Raw genomic sequence first — 19,965 nt, 5'->3', positions numbered from 1 at the left:
GCTTCAATACTCCACTAATTTTTCGTCGGGCTTGTTATCGGGCACGTGCGTATCGGGTTCGATCGGTTCGTGCAGCAGTTCGTCGCGTTGGGCGTAACCTGCGAACGCGGCTGCCAGCAACGCGTCCTGGGTCCACGCACCGCGTTCGAACAGCCCCGTCATGCGTCCCGCCGACATCACGCCGATCCGGTCGCAAATGGACATCAATTCCCGCAGATCGCTCGACACGACCACCAACGCGCGGCCTTCCCGTGCCAGTGCGCCCATCAGGGCATAAATATCGAACTTGGCGCCGACGTCGATGCCGCGCGTCGGCTCGTCAAATAACAGCACCGTGCAGTCGCGCGCGAGCCAGCGGCCGATCACCACCTTCTGCTGGTTGCCGCCCGACAGCTCCGACACGGTCTGCGCCGGACCCGCGCAGCGAATCCGCATGGCGTCGATCTGCTGGCCCGCCAGCGCCGCCTCACGGGCCGCATCCACCACGCCACGCTTCGACACCGCGCGCAGATGACCGAGTGAGATATTCGCTGCGATCGGCTGGGTAAGCAGGAGACCCTCGCCCTTGCGATCTTCCGTGATGAGCGCGACGCCGTTCTGCACCGCATCCGAGGGCGAGGCGATCTTCACAGGCACGAGCGCGCCGCCGCCATGTGCGATGGCGACCACACCGGCGTCGGCGCGATCCGCACCGTAGATGAGCCGCATCAACTCGGTTCGGCCTGCGCCGATCAAGCCGCTGATGCCGAAAATCTCGCCAGCCTTGACCTCGAAGGAGACATCGCGCACGGCGGGCGCGCGGGTCATCCCCGTGACTTTCAGCGCGACCTCGCCGATGCGCCGCTCGCCCAGGTCGATTCGCTCGCCGATATCGCGGCCCACCATCAACGTCACGAGACGATCGGCCGAGAGGTTCGCCATGTCGTCGACATGCACGAGCCGGCCATCGCGCAGCACGGCCGCGCGCTGCGCGATCCGCTTCAATTCTTCCAGACGATGCGAGATGTACACCAGCGCGACGCCCCGCGCCTTGAGCCGCTCGACCTGCTCGAACAGCAGGTCGACTTCGCGGGCGGTGAGCATCGCGGTGGGTTCGTCGAGGATCAGCACACGGCAATCGCCGATCAGATTGCGCGCGATCTCGACCATCTGCTGATGGCCGATGCCGAGGGTTCCCACCAGCGTGTCGGGATCGATCGCGTCGAGCCCGACCTGCGCCATCGCATGCCGTGCGTCCTCACGCAGTCTGGCGCGGTCGATCCAGCCGAACTTGCCGCGCTGCGGCAAACGGTTCAGGAACAGGTTCTCCGCCACCGAAAGCGTCGGAAGCAGATTCAGCTCCTGCATGACCATGCGCACGCCGAGCGCTTCGGCGTCCTTGCGGCTGGCGGGTGCGTAAGCTGCGCCGCCCAGCGTCATCGAACCGGTCGTGGGCGTGACCAGTCCGCCGACGATCTTCGACAAGGTGCTCTTGCCCGCGCCGTTCTCGCCGGTCAGCGCCAGCACGCCTGCGCGCAGTTCCAGCGAGATCTCGGCAAGCACCGGTTCAGCATAGGTCTTGCCGATGCCCTGAACCTGCAACACAGGCTGGGCATCGACAAGGGATAGATTGGGAGTGGACATCGGATTGAACCAGCCGGACAAGGGTCGGAGAGCGTGGCTCCTGGACGGAGCGAGCCACGCGTGGTGCCGGTCTTACTTGGTGACCAGATCGACAGGCGTTTCGACGACGCCCGACAATTCCGACTGCTTCTTGTGTTCGGAGAGTGCCTTCAACGCCGTGTCGATACCGAACACGGCTTGCTTGGCAGCGTACTGATCGGCTGTCGCGAGGACGCGGCCGTCGGCGAGCATCGGCTTGATGGCGCTGATGTCGTCGTAGCCCACCACCTGGATCTTGCCGGCCTTGCCAGCCGCACGCACCGCCGATACCGCGCCGATTGCCATGTTGTCATTGCCGCACAGCAGCGCCTTGACATCAGGGTTGGCATTGAGGATCTGACTCGCGACGGCGTTGCCCTTGTCGATTTCCCACTCGCCCGATTGCAGCGAAACCACCTTCATGCCGCCGGCGGCCATGGACTGCTTGAAGCCGGCCGTGCGTTGCTGCGCGTTGGTGGTGGTCGAGACGCCTTCGATGATGGCGACGTCATCGCCCGCTTTCAGATGCTTGGCCAGGTAGTCACCCACCTTCTGCGCACCCTTGGCGTTATCCGGGCCGACGAACGGGATGTTCAGGTTTTTCGACTTGAGCACGTCCGGGTCCAGCTTGTTGTCGATATTGACCACGATAATGCCGGCGTCGACCGCCTTCTTGAGCACCGGCACCAGCGCCTTCGAATCAGCCGGAGCGATGACCAGGGCGTCGACCTTCGAGACGATCATCTGCTCGACGATACGAATCTGGTTAGCCGTGTCCGTCTCGTCCTTGATGCCGTTCGTGATCAGGTCGAACTTGTCGGGGTTCTGCTTCTGATAGTCCTTGGCGCCGGTTTCCATGGTGAGGAAAAACTCGTTTGCCAGCGACTTCATCACGAGCGCGACCTTCGGCTTGTGCGCGGTCTGGGCGAAGGCCGCAGGCATGGGCAGGAGCGACGCTGCGAAGAGGGCTGCGCTGGCGACGATAGCGCGACGTCGCGCCGGTTGGAAAGGGCGATTCATTGTTTGTCTCCGTATTGCTCGTTCGGTCTACGTACGATAGCCGTTGAGTCGTGTGATGGGTCGGGTGCCACGCTTGCCTCCGGCCATGGATAAAACCGCCGGGCGGCTCCGCCAGATGCTGGGACAAGTATGACTAGGTTGAATCCTATCCTCGCGATCCCGGTTATGCTATGCCAAATTTCAAAAGCAGGCGTTACAAAAATGGAACACGTGGACTGGGATGATCTGAGGATTCTGGTGGCCATCGCGCGCGAGGGCACCATGCGCTCCGCCGCGGCGGCGTGCGAACTGAGCGCGCCGACCCTGTCGCGGCGCCTGACGGAGCTGGAGCGGCGGTTGGGCGAACCGCTGATCGACCGGGTGCCGTCGGGCTGTACCGTGACCGCGTTCGGCGCCCGGGTGCTGGCCTGGGCCGAGCAGATGGAGGACCTCGCGCATCGGATCGAGCGCGCCGCGGATGTGACCGGCGCAGGGCCGCACGGCACGGTGCGGATCAACGCGGTCGAATGGCCGTCGTACATTCTGCTCAAACTGCTCGGCTCGTTCCAGGAGCGACTGCCCGGCCTCGCCATCGAGGTGCTCACTTCGCGCCGGCCTTATAGCCTCGCGCGACGCGAAGCGGACATTGCGCTGTGGTCGGAATGCCCGGACGAGGGCGACCTGTATGTCCGGCGCATCGGCAAGATCCGCTTCGGCCTGTTTGGCTCGCGCGACTACTACTTGCGCCACAAGGCGGCAATCACGCGCAAGGAATGGGACAAGCTGTCGTTCGTCGGCTACGACGACCGCCAACCGGGTCACCCCGCCACGCAATGGCTGAAGACGCTGCCCGGCGCACCCGCGCCTTCGCTGCGCAGCAGTTACGGCATGGGCGTGTTCGACGGGGTGCTGGGCGGCTCAGGGCTCGGCGTGCTCGCCCAGCTCGCGGGCGATACGACGAGCGATCTGGTCTGCATTGAACGCCACATCAAGGCACTCGATCAGGACGTCTGGATGGTCCTGCATCCCGCCCTGCGCGATAGCGAGCGGATACGGACGGTGGCGAATCTGATTGCCGAGATCTTCCGCTAGGCTGGCTGGGTGCTCGGCCTGCTATTGCTCGCCATTGCTGGCTATTGCTGGCGTTGAACCGTTCGGCCATCGGCGAGATCAAGCGTCTCGCCCAATTCGAGCGTTTGAATCCGCCCGACCTGTTGTGCGGAAAACTTGTGCTCGGGATCAAGAAACACATGTATCGGATAGACGAACGTTCCCTGCTTCCAATACCGGCGGTCAAAAGTCACCGCAAACTTTTTCTCCACCTGCCTGACCGGACCAGGCAGGCCGAGTGACACGAGCGTCGCGCGAAACCTGACGACCTCGCCGCGCACCACTTCGCGCTGCGACGTCACCAGCAGCGTGACCTCGCTTTCCGGGTCGTCCAGTCCCGGGCAATTCTGCGCAGCGGCGAGCGCCGCCTCTGCTGACTGAACCAGTCCCTGCAGCCACTGTTTCGTATCGGACAGTCCGTTATTTTCCATCGTATCCCACACACTTCATTTCTATCAGCGGCCCAATTTGCCAGCCGCGCCTGGACGTGTCAATGACCGGCTTCACGACTTCAGCCGCCCCCGGCTGGCGAGGCGCAAAGCCATGAACAGCAGACACCCCATTCGAAAGATTTTCTTTTGCCTCACGCTAGATAAGCTCGATAGTCGACGCGTCGGAGATGGCACATACTCCGTTCTCATTTCGTTCCCGGTGAACGGTAGACATTGAAGGATCCAGCAGATGACCCTACGAGCGATAAGCCTGAGCGCAGCGACCGTCCTCGCATGCGCGATCACACCCATCAGCCACGCAGCGGACCCGCAGCAAGACGCAATCAGAAGCGCCGTGGACGGTGTGATCCAGCCGGTGATGACGAAAAACGACATCGCGGGCATAGCAGTTGGGGTGATCGTCGGGGACAAGCACTACGTACTCGACTACGGCGTGGCGTCGAAGGAAACGAAACAGCCCGTCACACGCAATACGTTGTTCGAGCTCGGCTCCATAAGCAAAACGTTCACGGCGACGCTGGCGTCCTATGCGCAACTGAGCGGCTATCTGTCCTTGTCCGACCCAACCAGCAAGTTCCTGCCGTCCCTGCAGCAAAGCCCGTTCGGCAAGGTCAGCCTGCTCAACCTGGGCACCCACACGCCGGGCGGACTGCCGTTGCAGGTGCCGGACAATATCCATAACGACGCTCAGTTGCTGCAGTATTTCCGCGCGTGGCAGCCCAACTATGCGCCGGGCACGCATCGGACCTACGCGAATCCCGGTATTGGCACGCTGGGTCTGATTACGGCAAAGAGCATGGGACAGGATTTCAACGCGCTGATGGACCAGCAACTGTTACCCGCGCTCGGTTTGAAGAACACGTACATCGACATTCCCGCTGCGCGCATGCCTGACTACGCCGAGGGTTACGCGAAAAACGGCGCGCCGGTGCGGATGAAACCCGGTGTGCTGTCCTCGGAAGCCTATGGCATCAAGACGACCGCGGACGACATGGTCCGCTTCCTCGAAATCAACATGAATCGGGTTCACGTGGAGCCGAAGCTGCAGCGCGCCATCACGGAAACGCATACGGGTTACTTCCAGGCCGGGCCGATGACGCAGGATCTGATCTGGGAACAATACCCCTATCCGGTCACATTGAAGTCGTTGCTGGACGGGAACGCCCCGGCGATGATCCTCAACGCAACGCTGGTCACGCCAATCAGTCCGCCCGAGGCGCCGCGCGACGACGTCTGGATCAACAAGACCGGCTCGACCAATGGTTTCGGCGCTTACCTGGCCTTCGTTCCGCAGAAGCGGCTCGGGATTGTCATCCTCGCGAACAAGAACTTCCCGATTGACGAGCGCGTCACCGCGGCGTACCGGATTCTCAATTCGCTGGCTGACCACGCACAATAAATACGCGCAGACATTGGACGAGGAGGCGTCCCGCTGGGACGCTCCCGCCGCCCTGTACTTCTTCTGCCTGTGAGCCGAACCTCAGATATTTTCGATCCTCACCGGTTCGATGCTATCCGCCGGCTCGAAGCCGAAGATCTTGCCGTAAAAATACAACTCGGCCTCCAGCGAATGGGTGATGGTCTCGGCGCGCTTGAAGCCGTGTCCTTCCCCTTCATATAACACGTGGGCAACCGGCAAGCCCTTCGCACGGACCACCTGATAGATCGATTCGGCCTGGTTGGGCAGCACGACCTTATCCTCTGCGCCCTGAAACAGGATCATGGCGCTCGACATCTGCTCCACGAAATGGATGGGCGAACGCGCCTGATAAAGCGCCTGTGCCTCGGGATACGGGCCCACCAGCCGAAGCAGATAGCGCGATTCGAACTTGTGCGTATCCGTCATCAGCGCTTCTAGGTCGCCCACGCCGTAGTAGCTGGCGCCCGCCTTGAAGAAATCGTGGAACGCCAGGCCGCATAGCACCAGGTAACCGCCCGCGCTGCCGCCGCGCACCGCGAGCGCGTCCTTGTTCACGCGGCCTCGTTCGATCAGGTAGCGTGCCGCATTGATCGCATCGTTGACATCGGTGATGCCCCATTGGCCGTCGAGACGCTGCCGGTACGCCCGGCCATGTCCGGTGCTGCCCCCGTAGTCCACGTCGACGACGGCAAAGCCGCGACTCGTCCAGTACTGGATCGGCCAGCGGAATCCGGAATGCGTCGACGAAGTCGGACCGCCATGAGCAATCACGATCAACGGCGGCAACGTCCCCGCCGGGCCTTCGAAGTCGGGATTGACGGGCGGGTAGAAGAACGCGTGCGCATGCAGACCGGCTTCAGTCGGAAAGCGGATCGGTTCGGCAATCGACACGTAGCGCGCATCCACCACAGCACGGTCTGAATGGCGCAGCACGCGGCACGTGCCGGCGCGCAGATCGAGTTCGACGACCGCTTCGCCCGCCGTTGGCGAACTGCCGACGAACACCGCCTGCTCGCCCTTGACCTTGAGATCGCGCATCGTCGTGTACGGCGTTGCAATATCCGCGAACGTGCCACTGGACGGATCGCACACGGCCAGATGCGTGATGCCATCCTGGTCGTAGAGACACACGACGCGGCCATCTGCCGTAAAACCATAGGTCGTCATGCCGAAGACCCACTGGGGCTTGCCGAATTCGGCTTCCATTGGATGCAACGCTTCGAGCGCGGTGTCGGTGTCGGCAGCAGCGGATGAGCCGCCGCGCACGCGATACAGATTCCACCAGCCGCTGCGGTCCGATACCACATACAGATCGCCGGCCGGCGACCACGCCGGCTGAAACAGCGACTCGGCTTCGCCACCGGCAACCCGTTGCGGCGTGCCGATCGCACCATCAGCCGCGATGTTTGCGACCCACAGCGTCGTGCCGTCCCACGGCATGTTCGGATGGTCCCAGGTCAGCCATGCGAGACGCATTCCATCAGGGCTCAGGCAAGGCGACGCAAAGAAATCGTGACCGCTCGCGACCACCTCGGTCACGCCGCTTGCCAGATCGATGCTCACCAGCCTATTCACCGGTTCATGGCTGCCTTGACGATGGTCTTCGCACACACCAATCAGACGCCCGTGGGCAGGATCGGCGATCAGGTCCGCGTAACGAAGGCCCTCGGTCTGCGTCACGGCTTTTGGGTCGCCGGAGGGTTCGAGCCGATAGACCAGCTGATCCTTGAAGTTGACGAAGAACACACCCACTGAGGTCACCGCCAGCGAACCGCCGCCGTACTCGTGCACGCGCGACGCCGCGTCGAACGGCGTGGCGCTCAGTTCCTCGATTGCGCCATCCGCGCCAAACCGGACCACCGCATGGCGGCCCTTTTCCTGCGGACGTCCCTCGGTCCAGTAAATGCCGTCGCTACCGAAGCGAGGCTGTCCGAGCCGGAGCGATTCACCCACCACCAGTTGGGCGGTGATCGGCGATTTCCAGCTGCCAAATGCGGCGTAGGTGGACGGACCTGCGTTCGACGAGGAAGCTGCATGGATGTGATTCATGGGCGAGCGTGAAGTAGGAGGTGGGGATTCAGCGTATCACGGCGCGCATCTTCGGTTATGGCGGCGCCGTCAGCGGCATTCATTCTCCGCGAGACACAATCTCTTACCGACCGACGGGTTGCATCCACGCGGGAAAAGGACTACATTGCTAACTACGATACATTAAGTCGGAGTTAAGACGATGTCCCATATCAGCACTGCCGTCGAGTATGGCCTGCATTGCCTGCTCTACCTCAGCGACCCGGCCGCCGGCGTTCACGAGGCCAGCTCGAAAGATCTTGCCGAACTTCAGGGCGTGCCGGTCGAGTATCTGGCCAAGCTGTTCACGAAGCTTTCGAAGGCAGGCATTGTCGTCGCGACCGAGGGCGTACGTGGCGGTTTCAAGCTCGCGCGACCGGCGGCACAAATTAGCGTGCTGGACGTCGTCAATGCAATCGACGGCAAAAAGGCCCTGTTCGATTGCCGCGAGGTCCGCGGCAATTGCGCCGTGTTCGGCGACAAGCCGCCAGCGTGGGCAACCCGTGGCGTCTGCTCGATTCATGCAGTGATGCTGGACGCCGAAAGGCGCATGACCGAGGCACTCGCGAAGCATTCGCTCGCCGATCTCGCGAAGCGCACCGTCGAAAAGGCGCCGTCGGAGTTTGGGCCGCAAGTCGTGAAGTGGCTGGCGCACCGTTCGTCGAAGCGCCGCGGTGAAAGCGGCAATCATGGTTAAGACACCCTATCAAGGAGAGCAATGATGAAAGTGATGCATGTCGACGCGAGCGCCAAACGCGCGCGCTCGAACTCCCGCGCATTGAGCCGTTACTTTTTGGAGCGCCTTCGCAGCGAAGGCGTCGATCTGGAGGTCGATTACCTGGACGTGTCGGTCGATACGCCGCCCCACGTCACCGAAGCGTTTGCAATCGCCACTTACACGCCGGCGAGCGAACGCACGCCCGCGATGAAGGCGACGCTGACGTCATCCGACGCGCTGTGCAAACGCCTGCTCGAAGCCGACGCGCTGGTGTTTGCCATGCCGATGTACAACTGGTCGGTGCCGTCTGCGTTCAAGGCATTCATCGACAACATCACGCGCACCGGACTGACGTACGTGTTCACGGATGATGGCGGAATCGAAGGGCAGCTTGGAACGCAAAAGGTGATCTTCATTACGAGTCGCGGCGCGGACCTCCGTCCTGGCAGCCCCTTCGCGTCAATGGACGCATTGACTCCGGCGCTCAAAGCCGCGTTTGGGTTTCTGGGTGTGGCCGATCCCACCTTCGTCGACGCCCAGCCGCTGCAGTTCTCGAATCAGGAAGCACGTGAAGAAGCGCTCGAACGTGCACGCGACGAGCTGGCCGCGGTAGCGAGTCGCTGGGCGCAGGCAGAACCGTCCTCGCAGCAAAACGAAGCGGCTGCTGCACTCTGATATCGAGCGGAATCGCGGGTTTTATTCACGTACCAATCAATTCGTACTACGTATCAATACCATGCAACTTACTTCAGGAAAGACCATGAACATCCGTACGTTCATCACCGTGACAGCGTTTGCCCTCCTGTCCGTCTCTACCGCTTCGCAAACGGCCTTCGCTGCAGACGCCCACGCTGAGGCGCCTCACGAATCCATCACACCAGCATTCGCCGAAGCGATCGCCAATGCGCCGGGCAAGACGATGACCGCACTGGTGGTCGATTACGCCCCCGGCGGCAAGTCGATGCCGCACCGGCATGGACAGGCCTTCGTGGTCGGGTACGTGCTGTCGGGCGCGATTCGCAGCCAGGTGAACGGCGGCGAGGTGCACGTTTATCACGCGGGAGAACACTGGACCGAACAGCCCGGCGCGCATCACACCATGAGCGAAAACGCGAGCGGTAACGAACCCGCGAAGCTGCTCGCCATCTTCGTGGCGGACACGAACGATAAAAGCCTGGTGACGTTCGACAAGAAGTAAGCGTCAAATCCGTGACGTAATCCGGCATCCGCGCATGAAAAGCTGCTTTTTTTCGCGGGTCCAATGCGCGATTAGCCCCTGATCTTGGTATCTTAGGCGACACGGTATGGCAACCCGACGCATCGGCATTCCGCCGGCAACGGCCTGCCGCACCCATCCGCGTTGCCGTTTGCGTGTTCCCCGGAAGCGATCACGGACGAAACCCATGAATGACAGCCCGCAAAGCTCTTCTGATCAGGGTAGAAAAGCGCTCCATGCCGTGCTGCGGCCGGTTGCGGCTGCCGACCGCTGGCTAGACCGCGTCGATCCCGGTACGCACCGTCGAATCAAGGGTTTGCGGCTCGTGACGGCGTACGGCATCGCCGCCGCGCTCGGGACGTTGCAGGATATTGCCCAAAGCGTGCCTAGCAGTGTCTCGCTCGGTTACCTTGCGGGAAGTTTCGCGCTCTGGGCGAGCGTCTCCGAGGGCAAGGCGACACGCGCCGAATCAAGCCGCGATCTCACGCTGCTGTGTTTTTCCGCTGCGCTGGGTGCGGCTCTGTTCGTAATGTTGTCCGAGCCGCTGCAACGCTTCGGCCGCGCGGGACCCGAACTGATTCTCGTGTCTGGCGCCTTCCTGGTGGGCTATCTCAAACGATTCGGTGTCCTTGGCGCCGGGATCGGGTCGCAAATCTATATTGGCGAACTACTCGCATACGGCGCCCATCTGACCATCCACGATCTGTGGGCAATCGGGATTGCGGCGCTGATCGCCACGCTCGGATCAGTCGTGCCACGCATGCTAAGCGGCCCTGCGGAGCGACCCGCCGTAGCGGCGGTGCTCTCCGCCGGGCCGCCGGTCTCGCCCGGCAGGCCCTCGCCGGAGTTCTTCATGGGACTGCAGGCGGCCATCGGCGCGCTGATCATCGTTGTGCTGGACCACCTGATCGCCCTCGAAGAATCGACCTGGGCCATCACCGCGTGCACTTACGTGGTCGCCGGTTCCGCGACCGGCACGATACAGCGGGTGCGTCGCCGGATTGTCGGGACGCTGATCGGCGTGCCCATCGGACTCGCCTGCTTGCCGGTTGCCGAGCACGCGCCGCTCTTGATCTGGGCTGCGGCGGCACTCGCCATGATCGTCTATGCGATGGCGTTGCCCGAGCGCTACGACATTGCTTGCGGGGCGTTCGCTTTCACGCTGATCGTCACGCTTGCGGCAAGTGGCATGCACTCGATCCCCGTACTTGCCGCCCGCGCCTGGGAGACGCTGCTCGGCGGAACGCTCGGCCTGGCTGCCGCCATGTTCATCTTTCCCCTTCGGTCTGCGGAGCGCAGCAAATAGGCAGCGGGTCGCGTTGCGGGTACAGCCCTTGCGTGACAGCGCAGAACTACACGACCACGCCGGCTCAACAGCGTGCTGCAAAGAAAGCAAACGGACAGTAAAGGGGGCTTTGCAACCCGCTTCTATCGAAGCGGGCGCAATCGCGCCCGCCTGGCTGTGACAGCCCGTTAGTGAAAGTCAGCCGTTTCCAGTTCCACGGAGCGGGCTCCGCTCCGTTCGAGTACCCGTGTCGCTGTATCCTCTATCGCGACCCGGTTGGCTTCAAAGGTCCGTAGCAGGTCTGCAGGCAATCGACCTTGATTACCAAAGTGGTCATCCAGTGCATCGACCGATACGCTGCACCAGATGTCTTTTCCATCCACAAGCGCCTCGAAAACAACGCGCACTGCGGCCACTACTTCACGTCGCCCGGAAAACACCACACTCATACATGCCCCCTTTCTCTCGTCAGTGAACGAACGCTGCCTCAAGCGCCGACATGGATTGTTCGCTACCGAATCACACGTCGATGCATGTGCAGCCCTGTGTGGTGGGGCAGCAAGATGCATTCCGCAGCGCATCCGTTATGCATACGATGCGCGAACGTTGCCTGATTGAGTGGGAGTCTTCGTCGTGAGATGCTTGAGCCGCTCATCGTGCAGACCGACCGGCAGCCCGCGCCTGTCGATCTCGTTGACCCTGTTCACATCACTGCGACAGGGCCATTGCACATCACTTGCGCTTGAGTTGCGCGAGATCCCGCACCGCGCCACGGTCAGCCGACGTTGCCAGCGCAGCATAGGCCTGCAACGCTTGCGACACCACCCGTTCACGATTGACCGGCAGCCACGCCTGGTCGCCGCGTGCCTCCATCGCCTCGCGACGACGCGCCAGTTCCGCGTCCGGCACGGCCAGATGCATCTTGCGATTCGGAATGTCGATCTCGATCACATCGCCTTCTTCCACGAGACCAATCGTGCCGCCTTCGGCCGCTTCCGGCGATGCATGCCCGATCACCAGCCCCGACGAACCGCCGGAGAAACGCCCATCGGTAAACAGCGCGCAGCTCTTCCCAAGGCCCTTGGATTTCAGATACGACGTGGGATAAAGCATTTCCTGCATGCCGGGGCCGCCCTTGGGACCTTCGTAACGGATCACGACGACGTCGCCCGCTACCACCTTGTCGCCCAGAATCGCTTCGACGGCGTCATCCTGGCTTTCGAAGACGCGCGCACGGCCGGAGAAAATCCACTGCGATTCATCGACGCCCGCAGTCTTGACGATGCACCCCTTCTCAGCGAGATTGCCGTACAGCACGGCGAGGCCGCCGTCTTTCGAATATGCGTTCTGCTTGCTGCGAATACAACCGTTCTTGCGATCGGTATCCAGCGAGGCGAACGTCGCTTCCTGGCTGAATGCGACGGTAGTCGGAATGCCGCCCGGCGCCGCGCGGAAAAGTTTCTGCGCGTCTTCGCCCGCACCGCTGCCAATGTCCCACTTGGCGATAGCGTTGCCCAGCGTACCGCTAGACACGTTGCCGCACGACAGATCCAGCAGTTCCGCGCGGGCCAGTTCGCCGAGAATGCCGGGAATGCCGCCAGCACGGTGCACGTCTTCGATATGGTACTTATCGGTTGCGGGCGCAACCTTGCACAGACACGGCACTTTGCGCGAGATACGGTCGATGTCGGACATCGTGAAATCGACGCCGCCTTCCTGCGCGGCTGCCAGCAAGTGCAGCACGGTGTTGGTCGAACCGCCCATGGCCACGTCGAGCGCCATGGCGTTCTCGAAGGCCTGCTTGTTGGCGATATTGCGCGGCAGAACCGAGGCGTCGTCTTCCTGATAGTAGCGGCGGCACAAGTCCACCACCAGACGGCCGGCCTGCTCGAACAGACTCTTGCGCCATGCGTGCGTGGCGACGATCGTGCCGTTGCCGGGCAACGCGAGACCGATTGCCTCGGTCAGGCAATTCATCGAGTTCGCGGTGAACATGCCCGAGCAGGAACCGCACGTCGGGCACGCGTTGCGCTCGATTTCCGCCACTTCCGCGTCGCTCACCCTGGAGTCGCCCGCCTTGATCATCGCGTCGATCAGGTCGATCTTGACGATCGCCTGGCCATCGGTCGGCGACTTGACCTTGCCCGCTTCCATCGGACCGCCGGACACGAACACGACGGGGATGTTCAGGCGCATCGCGGCCATCAACATACCCGGGGTGATCTTGTCGCAGTTGGAGATGCAGACCATGGCGTCCGCGCAATGCGCGTTGACCATGTACTCCACCGAATCGGCGATCAATTCGCGCGAGGGCAGCGAATACAGCATGCCGCCGTGACCCATGGCAATGCCGTCGTCCACGGCGATGGTGTTGAATTCCTTCGCCACGCCGCCGGCTGCTTCGATTTCTTTCGCGACCAGCGCGCCCAGGTCGCGCAGATGCACGTGGCCCGGCACGAACTGGGTGAACGAGTTCACCACCGCAATAATGGGCTTGCCGAAATCGCCGTCCTTCATTCCGGTCGCGCGCCACAAAGCGCGGGCGCCAGCCATGTTGCGGCCATGCGTCGAAGTTCGTGATCGATAGTCAGGCATCTCTGTCCTCGAGTATTGTGGTTATCAAATCTAGAATTGCGGCCACGCCAGCCAATGAACCGTCGAGGAGGCCGAGGGCACGTCGAAGGCCGCAGGCAACAGCCCGCAATGGCATGCGCGGCGTGACTTTGGGGGAATGTACGAATATTGCGGGAGCGTCGGTAAGACGTCCAATATATTTTTTCGACGGAATTAGGTCGGAAAAGATATTACTCGGCGATCGAAAGCCGGGGCCGGACAAGCTGGCGAGACGCTTTGATCGGCTGCTGGCTCCGCGCTGAAGTCCACGCGTGATCCGGGCCGCCCCGCCGCTTCAACAGCCCGCGTCGCTCATTTAGATCTAATTCTCCGTGCTTACCATGGCTTTCATGGGCCACACACCGGCCCCGATCGAAACCCAATGAGTCACAGGAGCATTGTCATGAACACACTTCTTCGCAACACACTGCTTGCCGCCATGATCGTTTTGCCGACGGCGGCATTCGCCCAATCGGTTCCGCAGGTCGATGAAACCCAGGTTGAGACGATTGCGTATGAGGTGATTGTTCCGGATTCCGCTCCGGCGCCAGCGCCCACCCGCATCAGCCCGGTGAGCGGCACACTCGGTACGCACGCCAACGTGGTCTCCGACACAGCCTTCAATCCCGCCGCTGACGCGGGCCTGAACTCGATTTACGTCCGTCACTAACGTGAACCGTTGCCGCGGCAACGGCAATGGTAGAAGCGCGCGTGGGCATTTTCCTTCATGTCATGGGCTGCCAGCTACGTTCGCGGCCGTGACATGTCGTTCTCGTGCGCGTTGGCCTCGTCCGAACTTTCGTAGATATACGTCGAGACACTGCGCTGCTGCAACGCATTACCCAGTTTCAATCTGAGGAAGCTACTTGTCGTATAGCGCGTGACGCCAGCGTAAAAGCGGGAAACGAGCGATGTCACCATGTCCGAATAGGCGTCGATGACCTCGGGCCGAATCGAAAAATTATCGTAATTGACCACCGCGTGCGGCTTCACTTGCACATCGCGCAGCCGGTTTTCCACCTCTGCGCGGATCGCTTCGACATCTTCCGGACTGCTGACCTCATGGCCCTCGAAATTGATGAAAATAATGTTCTGGACGGCGTCGTAGCTGAATCGTTCGTTGAAACGCAAGCGCAGAATGGAACCTCGCAGGCCCATTGGCGCCGGCCGGAAGATGCGTTCGTCCATGAGACGCGGTGCCCTGTTGATGACCGGAGCAAAATCCATCTGGGCAACAATATCCTGCTCGATGTCCACGCCCGGCGCAACCTCGATCAGTTCAAGACCGGCCGCAGTCAGCGCGAACACGCACCGCTCGGTTATATAAAGCACAGGCTGGCCGCGTTTTAACGCGTACTCGCCGCTGAACGTCCGGTGTTCAACCGACTCGACGAGTTTCCGGCAGGTTCCTTCCTGACGTATTTTCAGCCGTCCTTCTTCGACTGCGAGATCGAGGTTGCCTGCATTAAAGGTCCCGACGAATACCACCTTCTTTGCGCTCTGGCTGATGTTGATAAAGCCGCCCGCACCCGCCAGTTTCGGTCCGAACTTGCTTACATTGAGATTGCCCTGTCGATCCGCCTGCGCGAGACCGAGAAACGCAATGTCGAGGCCCCCTCCATCGTAAAAGTCGAACTGATACGGCTGATCGACGATCGCCTGGGTATTGGTCGCCGCGCCGAAATTCAGGCCTCCTGCAGGAATGCCGCCAATGACGCCGGGCTCGGTCGTCAACGTAAACAGGTCGATGACCTGCTCCTCGTTGGCGACGCTAGCGATGCCCTCCGGCATGCCGATGCCCAGATTCACCACGCTGTTAGGCATGAGTTCGAACGCAGCGCGGCGCGCAATCACCTTTCTGGCGTCGAGCGGAATGGGAGGCAGTGAGGTCGCGACGACGCGAAGCTCGCTGGAAAACGCCGCGGAATACGGCTCGCCGAAGGTCTGCCAGTGATGTTCGGGCTTCGCCACCACCACGCAATCGACGAGGATCCCCGGAATCTTGACCTCTCGCGCATTGAGCGTGTTCGACTCGGCGAGCCGTTCCACCTGCACGATCACGATCCCGCCGGAGTTGCGGGCGGCCGTTGCGATCGACAGCGATTCGAGTGTGAGCGCCTCTTTCTCCATCGTGATGTTGCCCGACGCGTCCGCCGTCGTGCCTCGAATGATGGCCACATCGATCGGGAACGTCTTGTAGAACAGGAATTCCTCGTTATCCACCGACATCAGGCGGACCAGGTCGTCAGTAGTACGGGCATTGAGCTTGCCGCCGCCGTGTCGCGGGTCGACAAAGGTGCCGAGTCCGATCGTCGAAAGATGTCCGGGCTTGTGGGCGGCGATGTCGCGAAAGAGGTGCGAAATGACGCCTTGCGGAAGGTTGTACGCCTCGATCAGACCGTCGATGGCGAGCTTTTGCAGGCCGGGCACCAGCCCCCAGTGACCGCCGATGACACGGCGAATCAAGCCCACGTGGGCGAAGTGATTCAACCCTTTGGTCTTCCCGTCGCCCTGCCCGGCGGCATAGACCAGCGTCAGGTCGCGCAGCGGCGGCTCGCCTGCGCCGCTCGCCTGCAGGAAGCGCTGTTCCAGAGCGACGGCCACTTCTTCCGCAAAGCCGATTCCGACGAAACCGCCCGTCGCAATGGTGTCGCCGGAACGTATGAGTTGCACGGCCTCGCGCGCGCTCACAACCTTGCCGCGTTCGACGGTACGCGTCGAAGCCGGAAACGGATGGTGAAATCCTCCGTTCATGATGTCTCCTTGTTGGGCCGCGGGTGTCGAGATGCCCCGCTTGCGACGATTGTGCGCGTTGATGGACTAGCTCGCTACGACGTCGCGCCAGGTATACCCCGATGGCGACGTCCGTTCAAGCGAATGGAGGCTTTCAGCGTGGAGAAGGTTGAAGTGATAGAAGGCAGCCGCCCGTGCCACCTCATGGCGTATGAAGCCGCCGTCTGGACAACGACCGTTGAACGCCTGCGACGTACCCCGCCCGCGGCAGTGAACCTGCTAGCCCCGCGCCCGATTGATCGCGCTCGTGGCCAATTCCCGCGCAAGGTCCGCGTATAACTCGGCCCACTTGCCGAGCAGGGTGTGGTCGTCGGTCAGAAACAGCGGATGCTCGGCCCACGCGCTGACATTCGGGCCTTCCCAGGCCACCTCGAACAGGCGCAGATCCTCATCCTCGCTCACGCCGCTATCGATCAGCTCGCGAAACGAGGCGAGGTTGTAGACACATATCTCGTCGGGGGACATGCAATGGATCGCGGCCAGCGCGTCCGTCGCTTCCTTCTGCGCGGCAGCACGGCTGGCAGCCATCAGGAAAACGATGCATTCGTCATGTGCATTGCCGAACATCAGCCGATACAGCGAGGTTTTACAGCGCTGGCTTAATTGCGTGCCGATGGTTGCGTCGTCTTCCGAAGCAGTCTGTTCGATGCGCTGAACCGCACGCCTCACGCTGATGGGCGTTTTTGCCCGCTGCTTGCGTCTGCGGTAGCTCTCGCTACACCGGTACACGTACAAGCCGCAGACCACCAGGCAAACGAGCGCCAGAATCCCGACGCCCGCGAGTACCGTCAAATCGGTGCGCACCATGTCAGGCTCCCTTCAGTCCCGCGAGGGGCTTCGTCAGCCGCGTCCCCGCATCTCCTGACGACCGGAGTTGGCGTTTTAGCGCTTACTCCGATCCCATATAAAGCGGTCGATGATTACAACGCTTTTATTCTAGTAAGCAATCTATCCCGCTTTACGACTCTTCTCTACCCCGGGCTAGCCCTTACACGATCTCCTCGCCGGGGGAGATGCCCGCGCCTCGACAGGCCCGTGCTATGGTCATACGCCACCTCGCCGACATGGCATGCTCCGCCCGGCTGCAACCCGACCTTCGTCATCCGCGATGATTCGCCCGCACCCCGCCGCTCCACGACCACGCGCCAACTGGCTGATCCGTTCGTGCTCCGCACTCGCGGTTCTCCTCCTCGCGATCGCGTTTGCGGGCTGGATCACGTTGCGCGCCAGCCTCCCGCAACTCGATGACACGCACATCGTACCCACGCTCTCCGCTCCGGTCACGGTCGAGCGCGATGCGCTCGGTGTCCCCACGCTGCACGGCAGCACGCGAGCCGACCTCGCCTACGCCACCGGCTTCGTGCATGCACAGGACCGCTTCTTCCAGATGGATCTCTTGCGCCGTGTCGCGGCAGGCGAGATGTCCGCGTTACTCGGTCCCGCCGCGCTGGAGCTTGATCGCCGTCACCGTCTGCACCGGTTTCGCGAACGTGCCCAGCTCGCGCTCGACGCCCTGCCCGCGGATCAGCGGTTGCTGGTTGAGCGCTATACCGCCGGCGTGAACGACGGACTTGCCTCGCTGGCGTCGCGCCCATTCGAGTACTGGGTGTTACGCACACGCCCGGTAGCGTGGCACCCGGAAGACACGCTGCTCGTCATCTACGCCATGTACCTCGACCTCCAGTCACACGAGGTCACCCGGATCCTCTCGCGCGCGGCGCTGCGCGAACGTGTTCCCGCCGATCTGTTGGCCTTCCTGCTACCTACCGCCAGTCACTGGGACGCACCGTTCGATCTCGCCACGCCTCCCGCCGTGGATCTGGCGACGCCGCCCAGCACGCGTCCCGACTGGTTGTCCGCCTCGAAATCCGCGAGCGTGGCCGAGCCCGGAACCGAACTCGCCGATAGTAGCGTGAGTCCCGCCGACCCGATGATCGGCAGCAACGGCTGGGCCGTCGACGCCGCGCACAGCGCGCAAGGTGACGCACTCCTCGCAAGCGACATGCACCTTGGCCTGTCGCTGCCGAACGTCTGGTATCGGCTTTCGCTGACGTGGCCAGGCACGGACGGACAGCCGCGGCACATCACGGGCGTGAGCCTGCCCGGTGGACCCATCGTCATCGCGGGTAGCAATGGCCAGGTCGCGTGGGGCTTCACCAACAGCTACGGTCGTTTCGTCGACCTGATCGAGCTGCAACGCAATCCCGCCGATCCGCGGCTCTACCGCGTTCCCGGCGGCGGCTGGCAACGGGCGACGGTCCATCACGAACGCATTGACGTCAAAGGTAGCGCGCCGGTCGATCTGCCCGTCGCAGAGACGCAATGGGGCCCGGAGATGGTAGTCGGATCGCACGCGTATGCGCTGCGATGGGTCGCGCACGACCCGCAGGCGGTCAACGTCAACCTGATGCGGCTCGAAGACAGCACGAGCGTCGAAGACGCTCTCCATGTGGCACAGACCAGCGGCATTCCGACGCTGAACATCGCGGTGGCGGATTCGCGCGGCAAGATTGGCTGGACGCTGGCTGGACCCCTGCCGCACTGGAGGACCGCTGCCGCGTCGTCAGGCAGCCCATTCGCCGACTTGCCGTTTGATTCGGCGACCTATCAAGGCTGGCAAGGCTATCTTCCGCCGGACGCATATCCGTCACGCATCAATCCGCCGCTCGGGCGCTTGTGGACAGCGAATAACCTGACCTTGCCAGCCTCCGAAGCGGCGCTGCTGGGCGATGCCGGCGCCGACCTCGGCGCACGAGCGTCCCAGGTCCGCGATGATCTGCTTGCGCTGCCGCGTGCCAATGAGCACGACATGCTCGCCATTCAGCTCGACGACCGCGCGCGGTGGATCGAGAGCTGGCGTCGTCTTGCCCTGTCGGCGCTCGACGCACACGCTTTGCGCGACCATCCGCAGCGCGCCGAATTTCAGCGTCTCGTGCAGGCATGGAATGGCCGTACCGACGCAGACGCGGTGGGTTACCGCCTCGTCCGGGCGTTCTATCTCTCGCTCTACGACGCCTGGTTCAGCAAGCTCGACACCGATCTCGCCACGAGCGTCGGCAAAGGTTCAGTTACCCCGCCGCTCGGCTTTCGCAGCGCGAGTTCGCGTTACGAAGCGGTGATGGAAGCGCTTGCGGCTCACCAAGCTTGGGTGCCTGACGGCACCGCCGATTGGCGCGCCTTCATGCTCGAGCGGATCGACCATGCCATCAAGCAGTTACCGCTGGGCGTGAAACTCGAAGACGCGCGCTGGGGCAATCGCAATCGCGCCGCGATCGAGCATCCGCTCGCGCGAATCGTGCCGTCGTGGCTGCCATGGCTGCGCGCGTGGCTCGGCGCGCCGCACGATCCGCTGCCGGGCGACTTCAACATGCCGCGGGTGCAAGAGCCTTCATTCGGCGCGTCCGAGCGGATCGTCGTGTCGCCAGGGCATGAACAGGACGGCTTCTTTGAAATGCCGGGCGGTCAGTCCGGTCATCCGTTGTCGCCGTACTTTCTGGCGGGACACGAAGCGTGGGTGCACGGCGCAGCCACGCCGTTCTTGCCGGGGGCGTCGGTGCATCGGCTTGAATTGATACCGCAGGTTCATTGACTGCGCTGACGCGCTATCTGGGCGCGCAGCATTTGCGCCGTCCGGATCGGGCATCAGCCGAG

The 19,965-nt window shown here is 62.5% G+C and carries 16 protein-coding genes; 8 read left to right on the top strand and 8 right to left on the bottom strand.

Going from position 1 to position 19,965, the window contains the following annotated elements; genetic code table 11:
* Nucleotides 1-3: 3 nt before the first annotated feature.
* The gene (locus P3T43_RS04945) at nucleotides 4-1,623 is read right to left on the bottom strand and encodes a sugar ABC transporter ATP-binding protein (protein WP_429279920.1); all 1,620 of its coding nucleotides are present in this window, start codon (nucleotides 1,621-1,623) and stop codon (nucleotides 4-6) included.
* Nucleotides 1,624-1,695: 72 nt separating this feature from the next.
* On the bottom strand, nucleotides 1,696-2,661 hold the full coding sequence (locus P3T43_RS04940) for a sugar ABC transporter substrate-binding protein (protein WP_429279919.1): 966 nt from the start codon (nucleotides 2,659-2,661) through the stop codon (nucleotides 1,696-1,698).
* 201 nt (nucleotides 2,662-2,862) lie between these two features.
* Between P3T43_RS04940 and P3T43_RS04935 the strand changes: the two genes are divergently transcribed.
* On the top strand, nucleotides 2,863-3,732 hold the full coding sequence (locus P3T43_RS04935; RefSeq protein ID WP_429279918.1) for a LysR family transcriptional regulator: 870 nt from the start codon (nucleotides 2,863-2,865) through the stop codon (nucleotides 3,730-3,732).
* Nucleotides 3,733-3,773: 41 nt separating this feature from the next.
* Here the strand turns inward: P3T43_RS04935 and P3T43_RS04930 are convergent, their stop codons facing one another.
* A complete protein-coding gene (locus P3T43_RS04930) occupies nucleotides 3,774-4,181 on the bottom strand; it encodes a hypothetical protein (protein WP_429279917.1) in 408 nt (135 codons plus the stop codon).
* A 250-nt stretch (nucleotides 4,182-4,431) separates the two neighbouring features.
* Between P3T43_RS04930 and ampC the strand changes: the two genes are divergently transcribed.
* Nucleotides 4,432-5,601: a class C beta-lactamase gene (gene ampC / locus P3T43_RS04925; protein ID WP_429279916.1), complete on the top strand. Its 1,170-nt coding sequence runs from the start codon at nucleotides 4,432-4,434 to the stop codon at nucleotides 5,599-5,601.
* 81 nt (nucleotides 5,602-5,682) lie between these two features.
* Here the strand turns inward: ampC and P3T43_RS04920 are convergent, their stop codons facing one another.
* The gene (locus tag P3T43_RS04920; RefSeq protein ID WP_429279915.1) at nucleotides 5,683-7,671 is read right to left on the bottom strand and encodes a S9 family peptidase; all 1,989 of its coding nucleotides are present in this window, start codon (nucleotides 7,669-7,671) and stop codon (nucleotides 5,683-5,685) included.
* A 181-nt stretch (nucleotides 7,672-7,852) separates the two neighbouring features.
* Between P3T43_RS04920 and P3T43_RS04915 the strand changes: the two genes are divergently transcribed.
* From P3T43_RS04915 to P3T43_RS04900, 4 genes are all read left to right on the top strand, one after another.
* Nucleotides 7,853-8,386: an RrF2 family transcriptional regulator gene (locus P3T43_RS04915; RefSeq protein WP_429279914.1), complete on the top strand. Its 534-nt coding sequence runs from the start codon at nucleotides 7,853-7,855 to the stop codon at nucleotides 8,384-8,386.
* A gap of 24 nt (nucleotides 8,387-8,410) precedes the next feature.
* A complete protein-coding gene (locus P3T43_RS04910; protein ID WP_429279913.1) occupies nucleotides 8,411-9,082 on the top strand; it encodes an FMN-dependent NADH-azoreductase in 672 nt (223 codons plus the stop codon).
* 85 nt (nucleotides 9,083-9,167) lie between these two features.
* Nucleotides 9,168-9,605 (top strand): cupin domain-containing protein, encoded by a 438-nt coding sequence (locus P3T43_RS04905; RefSeq protein WP_429279912.1) that lies wholly within the window; start codon nucleotides 9,168-9,170, stop codon nucleotides 9,603-9,605.
* A 205-nt stretch (nucleotides 9,606-9,810) separates the two neighbouring features.
* The gene (locus P3T43_RS04900; RefSeq protein ID WP_429279911.1) at nucleotides 9,811-10,929 is read left to right on the top strand and encodes an FUSC family protein; all 1,119 of its coding nucleotides are present in this window, start codon (nucleotides 9,811-9,813) and stop codon (nucleotides 10,927-10,929) included.
* Between the two features lie 167 nt (nucleotides 10,930-11,096).
* Here the strand turns inward: P3T43_RS04900 and P3T43_RS04895 are convergent, their stop codons facing one another.
* Both P3T43_RS04895 and ilvD read right to left on the bottom strand, forming a co-directional pair.
* Complete coding sequence (locus P3T43_RS04895; protein ID WP_429279910.1) at nucleotides 11,097-11,357, bottom strand: DUF1488 domain-containing protein; 261 nt, start codon at nucleotides 11,355-11,357, stop codon at nucleotides 11,097-11,099.
* A gap of 283 nt (nucleotides 11,358-11,640) precedes the next feature.
* On the bottom strand, nucleotides 11,641-13,503 hold the full coding sequence (gene ilvD / locus P3T43_RS04890; RefSeq protein WP_429279909.1) for a dihydroxy-acid dehydratase: 1,863 nt from the start codon (nucleotides 13,501-13,503) through the stop codon (nucleotides 11,641-11,643).
* A gap of 421 nt (nucleotides 13,504-13,924) precedes the next feature.
* Here ilvD and P3T43_RS04885 point away from each other — a divergent pair, with 421 nt between their 5' ends.
* A complete protein-coding gene (locus P3T43_RS04885) occupies nucleotides 13,925-14,191 on the top strand; it encodes a hypothetical protein (RefSeq protein WP_429279908.1) in 267 nt (88 codons plus the stop codon).
* A 74-nt stretch (nucleotides 14,192-14,265) separates the two neighbouring features.
* On the opposite strand, the gene P3T43_RS04880 is transcribed toward P3T43_RS04885, so the two are convergent.
* Together P3T43_RS04880 and P3T43_RS04875 are read right to left on the bottom strand one after the other, a co-directional pair.
* Entirely contained in the window at nucleotides 14,266-16,275 is a 2,010-nt protein-coding gene (locus tag P3T43_RS04880; RefSeq protein ID WP_429279907.1) for an acyl CoA:acetate/3-ketoacid CoA transferase, read from the bottom strand.
* Between the two features lie 258 nt (nucleotides 16,276-16,533).
* The gene (locus tag P3T43_RS04875) at nucleotides 16,534-17,121 is read right to left on the bottom strand and encodes a hypothetical protein (protein WP_429279906.1); all 588 of its coding nucleotides are present in this window, start codon (nucleotides 17,119-17,121) and stop codon (nucleotides 16,534-16,536) included.
* A gap of 301 nt (nucleotides 17,122-17,422) precedes the next feature.
* On the opposite strand from P3T43_RS04875, the gene P3T43_RS04870 reads away from it, so the two are divergent.
* Nucleotides 17,423-19,903: a penicillin acylase family protein gene (locus P3T43_RS04870; protein ID WP_429279905.1), complete on the top strand. Its 2,481-nt coding sequence runs from the start codon at nucleotides 17,423-17,425 to the stop codon at nucleotides 19,901-19,903.
* The last annotated feature ends 62 nt before the right edge of the window (nucleotides 19,904-19,965 follow it).

This window comes from Paraburkholderia sp. GAS41, assembly GCF_050436545.1.
Lineage (GTDB): Bacteria > Pseudomonadota > Gammaproteobacteria > Burkholderiales > Burkholderiaceae > Paraburkholderia.
The sequence above is the reverse complement of the archived record's forward strand: the minus strand, read 5'-3'. Positions and strand labels throughout refer to the sequence as shown.